This is a genomic window from Exiguobacterium sp. Leaf187, from assembly GCF_001423925.1.
Taxonomy (GTDB): Bacteria; Bacillota; Bacilli; order Exiguobacteriales; family Exiguobacteriaceae; genus Exiguobacterium_A; species Exiguobacterium_A indicum.
In genome coordinates this window covers 272,730-284,177 of sequence record NZ_LMPR01000009.1, presented here as the reverse complement: position 1 = coordinate 284,177, position 11,448 = coordinate 272,730, and the positions used below count along the sequence as shown (strand labels likewise).

General features: G+C 45.9%; 11 protein-coding genes and 1 pseudogene. 1 reads left to right on the top strand and 11 read right to left on the bottom strand.

What is annotated here, in order from left to right; translation table 11 throughout:
* The 3 genes and pseudogenes from ASF99_RS17565 to ASF99_RS17710 form a co-directional block, all read right to left on the bottom strand.
* Positions 1 to 338, bottom strand: a pseudogene (locus ASF99_RS17565) (IS3-like element ISBsp3 family transposase); the annotation flags it as partial.
* Between the two features lie 163 nt (positions 339 to 501).
* Positions 502 to 741: a hypothetical protein gene (locus tag ASF99_RS05360; protein ID WP_055967454.1), complete on the bottom strand. Its 240-nt coding sequence runs from the start codon at positions 739 to 741 to the stop codon at positions 502 to 504.
* Between the two features lie 578 nt (positions 742 to 1,319).
* Complete coding sequence (locus ASF99_RS17710) at positions 1,320 to 1,448, bottom strand: hypothetical protein (protein ID WP_268761038.1); 129 nt, start codon at positions 1,446 to 1,448, stop codon at positions 1,320 to 1,322.
* Between the two features lie 387 nt (positions 1,449 to 1,835).
* Between ASF99_RS17710 and ASF99_RS05355 the strand changes: the two genes are divergently transcribed.
* On the top strand, positions 1,836 to 2,441 hold the full coding sequence (locus ASF99_RS05355; RefSeq protein WP_235515868.1) for an NUDIX hydrolase: 606 nt from the start codon (positions 1,836 to 1,838) through the stop codon (positions 2,439 to 2,441).
* Positions 2,442 to 3,144: 703 nt separating this feature from the next.
* On the opposite strand, the gene ASF99_RS05350 is transcribed toward ASF99_RS05355, so the two are convergent.
* The 8 genes from ASF99_RS05350 to ASF99_RS05315 form a co-directional block, all read right to left on the bottom strand.
* Positions 3,145 to 3,621, bottom strand: coding sequence for an SMI1/KNR4 family protein (locus ASF99_RS05350; RefSeq protein WP_055967447.1), 477 nt, complete (start codon positions 3,619 to 3,621; stop codon positions 3,145 to 3,147).
* Positions 3,622 to 3,759: 138 nt separating this feature from the next.
* A complete protein-coding gene (locus ASF99_RS05345) occupies positions 3,760 to 4,317 on the bottom strand; it encodes a DUF1349 domain-containing protein (RefSeq protein ID WP_055967443.1) in 558 nt (185 codons plus the stop codon).
* A gap of 101 nt (positions 4,318 to 4,418) precedes the next feature.
* Positions 4,419 to 4,946, bottom strand: a complete 528-nt coding sequence (locus ASF99_RS05340; protein WP_152995358.1) for a general stress protein — start codon at positions 4,944 to 4,946, stop codon at positions 4,419 to 4,421.
* Positions 4,943 to 5,989 (bottom strand): DUF871 domain-containing protein, encoded by a 1,047-nt coding sequence (locus tag ASF99_RS05335; protein ID WP_055967438.1) that lies wholly within the window; start codon positions 5,987 to 5,989, stop codon positions 4,943 to 4,945. The genes ASF99_RS05340 and ASF99_RS05335 overlap by 4 nt, the downstream gene beginning before the upstream one ends.
* Before the next feature lie 83 nt (positions 5,990 to 6,072).
* Positions 6,073 to 7,446: a PTS transporter subunit EIIC gene (locus ASF99_RS05330; RefSeq protein ID WP_035397903.1), complete on the bottom strand. Its 1,374-nt coding sequence runs from the start codon at positions 7,444 to 7,446 to the stop codon at positions 6,073 to 6,075.
* Positions 7,447 to 7,458: 12 nt separating this feature from the next.
* On the bottom strand, positions 7,459 to 8,343 hold the full coding sequence (gene murQ, locus ASF99_RS05325; RefSeq protein ID WP_055969441.1) for an N-acetylmuramic acid 6-phosphate etherase: 885 nt from the start codon (positions 8,341 to 8,343) through the stop codon (positions 7,459 to 7,461).
* A gap of 120 nt (positions 8,344 to 8,463) precedes the next feature.
* Entirely contained in the window at positions 8,464 to 10,017 is a 1,554-nt protein-coding gene (gene lysS, locus ASF99_RS05320) for a lysine--tRNA ligase (protein WP_055967434.1), read from the bottom strand.
* A 428-nt stretch (positions 10,018 to 10,445) separates the two neighbouring features.
* Positions 10,446 to 11,399, bottom strand: coding sequence for an SMI1/KNR4 family protein (locus ASF99_RS05315; RefSeq protein WP_023467996.1), 954 nt, complete (start codon positions 11,397 to 11,399; stop codon positions 10,446 to 10,448).
* Positions 11,400 to 11,448: the final 49 nt, after the last annotated feature.

The following is an 11,448-nucleotide window of genomic DNA, read 5'->3' as shown; positions in this document are numbered from 1 at the left end:
TCTGCCGTCAGGTATTTGATCCGTGCCTCTGCCTTCGCCAACCGTCTCTCCATCGACTCGTCTTTCTTCGGGCGTCCGCCTCCCAGTGCCTTTCCACGTTTGTCGTTCCGGAGACCCTCCTCTCCGTCTTTTCGGAACGTTTTGCGCCAGCGAATCAACGCAGAATGCGCTTTTCGTTTCCCGATCACCGTCAGGTCGAATCCGGCCTCCGTGAAGATATGTTGAGGTCCCTTTCCTTCCATATTCTCACGTACGGCCCTGACCTTGAACTCGGTCGTGTACTGGATCGAGCGTTCTGATACGGAAGCGACGTTCGGATTTTCTTCGAGCTGATTGATTTAGGTCATGGTGAAGATGATTTTACTCATGATTGTTTCTCCCGTCTGATTGAATAGGTTCATTATAGCGATTCGTATCCATACGAAAACCCCGAATGATGCACTTTTTTTCAAGTGTCTATCATTCGGGGTTCAGTTCAACGTTCTGCCGAGTATCTTTTATTTATTGCTCTCCCGGACTTAACATTTTGTTCCATAAAAAACCTGAAATAAGATAGTTTTTCAACCTTTCTTCGTCATATTTAGATATCGCTCTTTCTATAAGAGTAAAATATTGATCCTGAACACCTGCTACAAAATCATTACTCAAATAGACTCCATTTCTCTCTTTAGAATATACAAACTCTTCAAGCATAAGTTCTCTTACTCGGGCATCATTTAACGCTATAAAATTCATAGACATCCAAATTACCTCCCTTTATTGGTAGATTAATTATGTATAAACCAAATATTAAACGAAAGAGAATTAATTAACAAATCAATTTGTTTAAATCTTCCCTTTAATTATAGGATATGCCGAACAGCGACAATCACTAGCAAAAGTCAAATGGGGTCGAGTATGGGGTGGAAACTGCCTGCTTCCTCTCCCGTCCCATGTTTGATTAGATAATTGACTCAGAGGTGCCCCAATGAAATAAGGCTCAATGGTAGATGGAGGAGCTGACAATTCGACCCAGATCAAGACGATTACAGCAATCACAGAGTACCGGGCAAATTTACCTATTAAAAAGAGCCATAACGTCAGCACACTGCCAGACAATACTTGCTCACTAGAAAGGTTCCAACTCCTTCAGACCTATGAAAAGCATCCTTATAAATCTTAACGTTTTATTCACCCCCTCTGTGGACTTCCACCGTCCAACCTTCTCTACCAGAATCGAACTATCGCCTGGTGGGGAAAATACTTCCTATCCACTTGTCGGCTTCCCTAAATCACTTATCGTCCCGTACCTCTCTCACGCCTATTTTCAATCTCTATCACTAAAATGGCTGCCCCGGTACAGTCGCGTAACCACTCAGGTAGACATACAGGTCGGCGTGTCCGTCAACTACTCGTTCGTCTTGACCATTCATCGAGCTTGAGAGGTTACAATTCTCTTGTATGGGCATCCTATCACCCCTTCCAGGAAACTTCTAATGTCTAATGGATTGGATCCAGACGTATACAGACCATATCTCCCCTGCTTATCTTTTTTGGGTAATTCACTTGACACGGAATCAATAGATCCGTAACACCATTGTTTTTGGGGATCAATGATTATATTAAATCAATCCATACTTTATAAAAAACAAGTATGTGAGGAATCCACAGATATATCCATAATCCAATAAATATTCTCCTGTTTCTATTCAGTTTTATGTATATTCAGTTAAAATTTGTATTATTTATAAAAAATGGTATGATTAGTATAATATAATATAGTATATTTTATAGGAGTGATCACTATTACTAATTCTTCAGAAAATTCATTAAAGAAATTGAATGACCTTGTTTGGTTGGACTGGGCCAAAGAAATACAGTCTATTGCCCAATCAGGCTTAGCTTATTGCCAGGATGTTTATGATCAAGAAAGGTACGAGCAATTACGAGATTTAAGTATAGAAATTTTGAACAAATACACAACAGTAGATAAAGATATTATAAAACTAGATTTTGCAAACGAAGTAGGATACGCCACTCCTAAAGTTGATGTACGGGGTGTGGTTTTTAATAAAGAAAACCAAATATTATTAGTTAAGGAAAAAGAGGATGCGGAATGGGCATTACCTGGAGGGTGGGGCGATATAGGTTATTCTCCTTCTGAGGTTGTAGTTAAAGAAATACAAGAAGAGGCTGGCATTGAAGTCGAAGCAGTAAAGATGTTAGCTGTTTTAGATAAAAGAAAGCATAACCATCCTCCAGAACAACATTATGTTTATAAAATCTTTATTGAGTGTAAACAGCTTTCTGGTGAATTAGGAGTTGGAATCGAAACAAGTGACGTCGGGTTCTTTGATTTAGACAATTTACCTGTTCTATCAATTCAAAGAAATACATATGAGCAATTGAATCTAATGTTTGAATTTAATAAGAATCCTAATAAAAACGTAGTTTTCGACTAAGTTCATATTCTATGGCGAACCAAACTACAAATGATAGGTAATTTCAAAAAGTGATTCCATTTATAAATCGACCTAAGAGAGGTCAAACAATATAATTAACTGCTTATATTGCATAAGCCCGGCCTCCTACCGAGCTCATGTTTTTTTCTTATCTTCATTAGCCGGTGTTTTAATAATTATGTAGGCATCCAGTTCTTCTAGAAAGTGCTCGACGTTTTCGAACTCTTGTAAGTAGGACACACCTAGCCTTCCGGAAGCCGAAAAGGGTCTCCACCACGGATTTATCTAGGCGGTTTCCTCATGGGACATGTACCGGGTAAAATCGCTATCCAAAAAATCGTCGTCTGCTGATAAAAAGATCAATTGCCCAACATCAACAACAGCCTGTGAAGGAGACAGAATCTATCCAATAGATGCCATCCCTTTTCGGTGAATCGGTAAATGGTTGCAATTTTAAACGGGTGACTCGCTCTACTGAATCGAGAGGGCTGGTAGATAGTTAGATGATGCATCGCAGTGTAACGAAAAAGTAAATGGATTTAAAAAGACAACTACGGCACAATGCCGAAGTCATCTGATGACAGAGTAGCTACATGGTACTCACTTCATAAACTAGCCAATAAACAGGGCGCAGTTGAGTTTTGCTTTCACTCACTTTTTCAATAGTAGGAGATGCATCTGCATCGTTCGTACTATCATCCAATTACGTTGAAACAGCGCTATCACATACTTCAAATAACAATTCTGTGAAAGAATACGTATAATGCGCTTCCTCATCACTCGGGTAAAAACACACTTTCGCCTCTTGATCATTGAAGGTCAAAGCATGTAAGTCTAAACAAACGAGCGACGAACTAAAGTCCTCCATCTGTATTCCGATTAGATATGAAGGAACTTCATTTTGAGATTTGCTACGTAGCTCCTCGTTATATTTTTCAAGTCTAAATACAATATCTAACTGGCGATTAGATGGATTGATTCCCCAAATCTCATTATCATGCGTAGCTAGGTAACTAAATTTTTTTAGAAATTCTCTGTACATCGGAGGAAGTGTGAGCTGAAGACGATTTTCGACTTCAAACATCTCATTTTCAGTTGCCCCTTTTCCTACTACGAAAGCTTGCGGATATTTCTCGATTAGTTTTAAGCACCGATTGAACTTGGCGTTAATATTCACCATGCTTTGTCTCCTTCGCTTCTTACGCGATGCTATTCAGGTAATCTTTTAAATTCGAAGGAATAGGAGAAACAGAGTGGTTCCGTATACGGAATTTGTGTGTTCCCATACACTAACATCGTGTAAAAATCTTTTCATACTTTATTCTGTAATCTGTTCTAAAGAGAAGTTCAATACTTCTACTTCACACCCTGCCGCTTCTACATCCGGGCTACACGCATACGGTCCAATCTTCAAATTGGTCACGTCATGTAAGTGTGCGATTCGGAGTTGCTCTTTGTGCTCTCCTGTTACGTGATACAACGTGACGTCTTGATTGAGGTAGTGGAGTTCAAAGACAAGCGGTGCGTCAAACAGCGTATTGTCGACGTCCCGACACGACCAGTCCGAGTACCCGAAGCTCGTCACGACAGCACCGAGATGTGACGGACCATCCGGAATGAATTCAGCCGACACTTTCACCCAGTGATCGTCGTTCACATAAAGCAAAATCCCCGCTTGATCATATGTCGCATTCGGGTTTAATTTTACTTCGATTCGGCACTTGAATTCCCCGTCCGGAGAATGCTGTAACAACGCATGACCTGTCAGACGGTTAAACTGATAATGGGTATTGCGCCAAAAATCCGTATCTGGATCCGTCACGAAGCGTAATGGTGTTTCCTCCTTGATCCGTGTCGGTCGATTGAGCCATTTCATTCATAACACCCTCCTTTTTATCGCCCTCTTAACTTCCGTAACTTTCGATAGCCACGAATGAGCATATCGAGCATACAATCCCTCCTATTTTCGATGAACCCTTAGACTACTTGACGAAGTCGTTGCATATCCTTATATAAAGCCGATCGTTTCAAACGTCTATTCTGTATTAAGTATTGCACATCCGACCGGTTATCGTACATCAGTTGGATATGGAAATAATTAATGTATTCAAGAATCGCAAAGACATACAAAAACAACGTGATTCGTAACCCGTACACTGGAAAATCGGATTGAAAGCGAATCCAATCGAGTCCGAATGCACATGCTGTCAGGACGATCAAAGCCAGATTGAAGACACGACAGTGACGTAATCGTCGGATGACGGATTCCGGGGTGATCGACGTTCCTTCCTTCTTCAGACGCCTTGACTTGCTGTACCAATACCAAGCTCCTTGAATCAACAACAGCTCAAACAAAAACAGTGACATCCAAAAGGCACTGAGTTCAAATAACTGCAGTCGTGGAAAGACACGATTGCCAAACCAGCTGAGTGGTAAAATCGTGACGACCGTGAACAATTCTCCTCGGTACAGATAGGCGAGTCGTTCCGCAACGAGCTGCTTCATGGCGTCACCCATTCAATCCGGAACTTACTTCCTGGACCAAGCCGTGCAATCAATGGTTGATCGGCCTCAATGACGCGTCCGAGGACGTTGACTCGCTCATCTGCCGACAAATTACGTTTCGTGATTTGAACCTCGCCCGCGTATCGTCCGTATTTTTCATTATCGATCGTAATCGTTCCAAGCAGACGGGCAGACGGATCTTGCGGTGTTAGATCGATCGTCGACGGCTTCATCCGCGACTCGACGGACCGAATGACATCCCGCGCCGGATCAAACCGATTCGTTTCCGTCTCTCGTTGTATCTGTCGTCCGTTCGCCACGGCTCGGAGGAGGATGATTCCGTCTTGCTCTGCTTCGAATTGCCGGATCGTCGCCTCCGTCAATCGTGAATCTCCGACGAGGATTCGATCGACGGTCGATTGTAAATCGATATAACTGGCGAACGGTGACGCATGCCGGTGTTCTTCAAGTGTCGGTAACGTCTCAAACAACGGTCCACGGAGTGTCTCGTCACCCGGTATGAATGCTTGGACCCGTAATCCTTGCGCCTGCAACCAAGCATTCTTTGCATCAAACCACGTCCGGTCGAGTCCTGTTTCCGGTCGCGGATAAAAATTATGCCACGCTTCCGTGTGATCGATTCGCAGACCCTGTGCCTTCATCTCCGTTAATTCATCTGCTGTTAACGTACTAGCGTTCAGCGCGACCATCATTTGGTTCGATAACGTCGCGATTTGCTGCGGGCTGATGCCGTAATCAAGACGCAGTCCAGTGACGCCCCAGTCCGTTAACGTCGCTGCTGTCTCCCATGTCTTGCCGAGCGTCGCGAGCGACGCTGGTGCGATGTCCGCCACGAGTTCGAATCCGAGCTCACGTGCTAAACGACCGAGCGCTTGCAAGCGTTCGACGTACAGTGAAGAATCGTCCTCGGGAATATGTAGCGATGTAAAGAGCGACGTAAAGCCAACAACACGCATCCGCTGTAGCCACTCGCTCGTCTCGTCTGTGATCGGTTCACTTAAATAGATTGATAATCCTTTCATCTACTCACTCCTTCTCTTTATCTACTTAGGGAAAAAGCAGCTGATTCCTTCTTTTTCGAAGGATTCAACTGCTTTTCAATACCTTAAATACCGTCTGCCATCTCTTCTTTGAAACCGAACCAATACGTGAACAGGAATCCTGCCGCGTACGAGATGACGAGACCACCGATGTACGTCAAGTACATTCCGTTGTCGATCAACGGTGTCAATGACAAACCGGATACGCCGACTCCAAGCGCCGTCGTCTTCATCGTTGCTTGGAAGGCACCACCGACTGCTGCGCCGAGACATGCCGTTACGAACGGACGACCGAGCGGCAACGTAACACCGTATAACAACGGTTCACCGATTCCGAGGAATCCGACCGGAATCGCCCCTTTGATGATGTTACGCAGGCGCGGATTGCGCGTCTTGACGAAAATCGCCATTGCCGCCCCGACTTGACCCGCTCCTGCCATTGCAAGAATCGGTAAGAGTGGCGTGTTGCCAATCGTGTTCAAAAACTCGAGATGGATCGGTGTCAGTCCATGATGAAGACCAACCATGACGAGTGGTAGGAAGAAGCCGGCCAGTACTGCCCCGGCGAGTGGTCCACCGACCTCAAGTACGGCATTGATTGCTTTCATGATACCGTCTGACAGCAGTCCAGCAACCGGCATGATCGCATAGAGCGAGGCAAATCCGACAATCAGCACCGTAAACAGTGGCGTAAAGATAATATCGATCGATGCGAACATGAAGCGACGGATGTGTTTCTCAAGATAGGTCATCAACCACGCAGCGAAGATGACACCAAACAATCCGCCCCTACCTGGAACGAGCGGTTCCCCGTAAATCGTGATGTCCGCAAGCACGGGGTTGAATAGAATCCCACCGGCAATCGCCCCGAGCACCGGTGTTCCACCGAACTCCTTCGCCGTATTCCAACCGACAAGGATTGCGAGATATGCAAAGACCGTCCCACCGATCAAGAGTAAAATCTGCATCCATGTCTGTGTTGCATCGACACCCGCATTTTTCGCGAAGTTCGCACCACCGTTGATGATACCGGAAGCAACAAGACCCGGAATGAGCGGGATGAAGATGTTCCCGATTCGGCGCAAGAAGCGTTTGAATGGTGACTGTTGTTTTGCTTTTACTTTTTGCCGTTCGACGGCAGCTCGTTCTTCTGGCGTCAGATTTGGATCAACGGACTCTTCCCCGATTGCGAGTCCCGTCTCGCGACTTAAGTGGTCGGCTACCCGATTGACCGTTCCCGGACCGACGACGATTTGTAACGTCTCGTCATCAATGACCCCCATGACGCCGTCAATCCGCTTTAACGCATCGATATTTGCTTGCGTCGGATCCTTTAACGATAAACGAACCCGCGTCATACAGTGCGCAAGCTGCCGGAGATTATCTTTTCCACCGACGTGCTCGAGAATCGCGTGTGCCAGCACTTCTTCCTTCTTCATCGTGTTTCCCCCTTAGAGTGCGTCTCGGACGAATCCGTTTGCTTGTTGTAATCGTTCGACGGCTTCTGTATACGAAACATTCGCGAGAATCATGACGATTGCCGTCTTGACGTGACCGTGCGCTTCACTAAAGACACGCTCCGCCGTTACAGCGTCGACTCCTGTTGCCTCACAAATCATCCGCTTCGCCCGGATCTCCAGTTTCTCGTTCGTCGACTGGACGTCGACCATCAGATTTTGATAGACCTTGCCGACACCGATCATCGCCGCCGTCGAAATCATGTTCAAGACGAGCTTTTGTGCCGTTCCAGCCTTTAGTCTTGTTGATCCCGTCAAGACTTCTGGACCTGTTTCGACTTCGATTGCATAACGCGCGTGCCCACTGATGACCGCATCCGTGTTGCAAGAAATCGCTGCCGTCACCGCTCCGACTTCCTTCGCGTAATCAAGCCCGCCGATGACATACGGCGTCCGACCGCTTGCTGCAATCCCGATGACCGTATCACGAGCTTCTAGCTGGAGCCCTTTCAAATCGTCGACGGCAAGCGTCCGACTATCCTCTGCTCCCTCGACCGCTTTGATCAACGCGCGTTCGCCGCCAGCAATCAAACCGACGACCATGTCTGGTGAGACCCCGAACGTCGGCACACATTCTGCCGCGTCGAGAATCCCGAGCCGTCCGCTCGTACCGGCACCGATGTAAATCAAGCGTCCTCCGTTTTTGAATGATGCAATGACGTGTTTGACGACTTCCGCGATGACGGGGATTTGTTCCCGAATGACCTTCGCGACCGTTTGATCCTCAGCGTTCATCACCCGTAAGACATCTTCGACTGTCATCTCATCGAGTTGCATCGTCCGTTCATTTCGACGTTCCGTTGCTAATTGATCTAACATCTGCTTCACCCTTTCTCTTCCCTCCCTTTATTATACAATTAAGAAATTTTAATTCAATATTATTTATTTAATTTTGAAATTAAATTTCGATATATAAAAATAAGGTTTTGTCCTTCTTTTTCAGGCTCGGTCTCTTGATTTCCTGCTTGTCGTAATTTCCTTATTCGCAAAGTCCAATAACGCAGACATTCGCTCCCGTCCAATCGTCGCGACGAGTAATGGGATGCGTGGTCCGTAGGATTGATTGATCGTCAGTTGATAGAGTAGCGTCGCATAGTGTTTCTGCAGGCGAAGCGTCTCCTTTTTTTCAGCTTGCCGTGTCAAACGGTAGAAGGCAGAGAGGATGTCTTCATCCGTTCGAAGAGCAACGACGAATTGTTGGATCCAGTCCTGTTCCGTTCCCGTCAGTTGCGCATGTAGTTCATAATTCGGAACAGAACTGATATGAAGTTCCCGCTCCGGACACCATTGCGTAACGAAAGTACGAGCACGGTCAATCTGTTCAGGCGGAACGCTCGCGCAAAACACATTTTCAATCAAATCAGGTTCAAAACCAACCATCGGACCAATCATCGTCAACTGCGTAAACGAAACGAGATGAGCAGTTCCACGATGACTCCAACGCAGACTTTGCTGAATGTCTTCGGATTGACGCGATGAGTGTGCGACAAAACGCTCGAACTCACTGTAATTGCGTAACACATCTTCATCTAGCCCGATATGAAAGGCGTGATTCGGACGATGTTTCGCAAATAAGAACAGAAGAATGCTCGGTGGATAGACGGCGAGTAGATCTTGCGGAGTCAAGACACCACCGCATGAACTCGACATTTTTTTCGACTCCCCTTTTAGACGAATGAATTCATACGGGAGATAGAGCGGTGCCGGCTGTTGGAAAATTTCTTGCGCAATCCGGGACGAAACCGTGTAACTTCCGTTTGCTGCTGAATGATCCTTTCCACCCGGCTCGAAATCGACGCCTTCATGTGCCCAGCGCATCGCCCAGTCGACTTTCCAGTTCAATTTCATCCGATGTTCCGTCCGCATATCGACCGTTGCCATATGACCACATCGACAGCTGTAATGGTACGTGGCTTCAGCTTCATCGAACGAATCGATGGTAGTGGCGTCGGTTCCACAAGCAGCACAATAGACGGTCGCCGGGTAAAACGCTGCTCGCTCATCATCGGATCCTGCTGCTGTCTTATGGTCGATCAAGATGTCATAAATCGCGTGACGATGGCGAAACGCGTGGATGATTTGTTCAGCATAAATGCCAGACGTATAGGCTTCGTGTTGATAACGGTAGTCTGGTGTGATCTCGAATGCTGTCAGCATCGTTTCGAATTGCTGTTCAAAGTACGTCGCGTAACTCATGTCGGATCGATCCGGTGCCGGAACGGCGCTATAAGGCATCCCGATGTATCGAGTAAATGCTTGATCGACATCCGCTGGTACTTTCCGAAAACGATCGTAATCGTCCCATGAAAACAAAAAGCGGACGTCTTTGCCGAGGTCTTGCAGCGCACGCGCAACGAAGTACGTCGTGACGACTTCCCGGAAATTGCCGATATGAACGGGACCCGATGGACTGATCCCGGCAGCACAGACGTATGTCTCTTTATCTGGCTGACACTCGATAATGGTTCTTGCAGTGTGTTCTGCCCAATGCATGATGATTCCTCCAGTAGTAGACAAAAAGCTGATTTTCGCCCGTTAGTTGCCTAAAGGACGAGAATCAGCTTCCCGTGGTACCACCTTTGTTCGTCCGCCTGTCACCAGACGAACCTTCACATGTACAATCATACATGCTCTCGATAATGGGAGAACCCATCGTAGCATCATCCATATCGGAATCCGTACGAAGCTCGGAGGCTTTTTTCAGAGAGAAACCCGGTCATCCGCTCTCACCATCTCGGACTCGCTTGGCACCGTCAATTTCTTCCTACTCTTCTCGTCATTGCCTTGATTATGTAATTTTGATTAGCATACAGATTCATCCAGTTCATTGTCAATTCTTTTTTGAAAGATGAGGGGATACAAGATAAAACTTTATTTTGAGTTTCGATGGTGAAAATCATCGAATTCAAACAGTGATTGTATCATTCCCACCCTGGAAGTGGTCGTGGTTGCTCTTCAACGAAGGCACGATATCCATCGAAGCTCAGTCCTTGACGTTGCGGATTATGGTTACGAATCAACGGATCACCTGTCTCGTCCTCGTTCTGCCAAAACCGATGTTCCGTTTGAAAAACCATGATCGACGAATACTGGAATCGCTCTGCCATTAGATATTCTCGAACCGATTGCATCACTTGTTCAAAGCGCGAATCCGAGTCGTAGCTACTGCCAAGACGTTCTTTTTCTTGTTTCCCTTCGAAAATCTTAACCGAGAAATACGCATCCCTTTTCGCAATCGGATACTCGATTTCAACGCGAACCGAGTCGACGAAGCGAATCGGTCGTGGTTTGTTCACTTCCTCTTCAGAATTGTGATTCTCTACATAATAAGCATCTGTTGCAATCGAGAAGTCCTTGAACTCCCAGAACATATCGCCTTGCGCAATAATCGCATACTCGAGGAACGTGCCGAAGTTCTGTCCAATCGGGTCAGTCTCCTCTGTCGATAACTCATGAAACATCCAGTGCATATACGGTGTCTCATCCGTCTTTGCATCTTCCGTCTGGATCAATACATATCCTTCGTTCATTTCGCCAATCATCAAGAAGTGATCATAGTCTTCATGGATCAGGTCGTCCTCTTTAGCCTGGATTGTCATTTCAATGACTTTTTCAAGTGGATAGAGTTCGATACCAAGACCTTGGATCATGAACAACTCCGCTCCGTCATGTAAACGAAGGAATGTCTTATATTCACTTGGTAACGTTAGTTTGAACTGTTTTTCAAATGACTGAATCGCCTGTTCCGTCACCGGATCATTTAAATTGAATTGAGCGACTCCTGTATCGTATCGCCGCTGAATGAAGGTCGACCCGTGACTGATTTTTTGTGATAAGACGTCAAGTACCGCTTCGATTTGGTTCATTTCTTTCATGGGTCCCATCCTTTTCATTTTCGTATTCGTGAATGATACGACTTCACCC

Coding starts and splice junctions, on each gene's coding strand:
- ASF99_RS05360 (WP_055967454.1), bottom strand. CDS start 741: ATGTCTATGAATTTTATAGCGTTAAATGATGCCCGAGTAAGAGAACTT.
- ASF99_RS17710 (WP_268761038.1), bottom strand. CDS start 1,448: ATGCCCATACAAGAGAATTGTAACCTCTCAAGCTCGATGAATGGTCAA.
- ASF99_RS05350 (WP_055967447.1), bottom strand. CDS start 3,621: ATGGTGAATATTAACGCCAAGTTCAATCGGTGCTTAAAACTAATCGAG.
- ASF99_RS05345 (WP_055967443.1), bottom strand. CDS start 4,317: ATGAAATGGCTCAATCGACCGACACGGATCAAGGAGGAAACACCATTA.
- ASF99_RS05340 (WP_152995358.1), bottom strand. CDS start 4,946: ATGAAGCAGCTCGTTGCGGAACGACTCGCCTATCTGTACCGAGGAGAA.
- ASF99_RS05335 (WP_055967438.1), bottom strand. CDS start 5,989: ATGAAAGGATTATCAATCTATTTAAGTGAACCGATCACAGACGAGACG.
- ASF99_RS05330 (WP_035397903.1), bottom strand. CDS start 7,446: ATGAAGAAGGAAGAAGTGCTGGCACACGCGATTCTCGAGCACGTCGGT.
- murQ (WP_055969441.1), bottom strand. CDS start 8,343: ATGTTAGATCAATTAGCAACGGAACGTCGAAATGAACGGACGATGCAA.
- lysS (WP_055967434.1), bottom strand. CDS start 10,017: ATGCATTGGGCAGAACACACTGCAAGAACCATTATCGAGTGTCAGCCA.
- ASF99_RS05315 (WP_023467996.1), bottom strand. CDS start 11,399: ATGAAAGAAATGAACCAAATCGAAGCGGTACTTGACGTCTTATCACAA.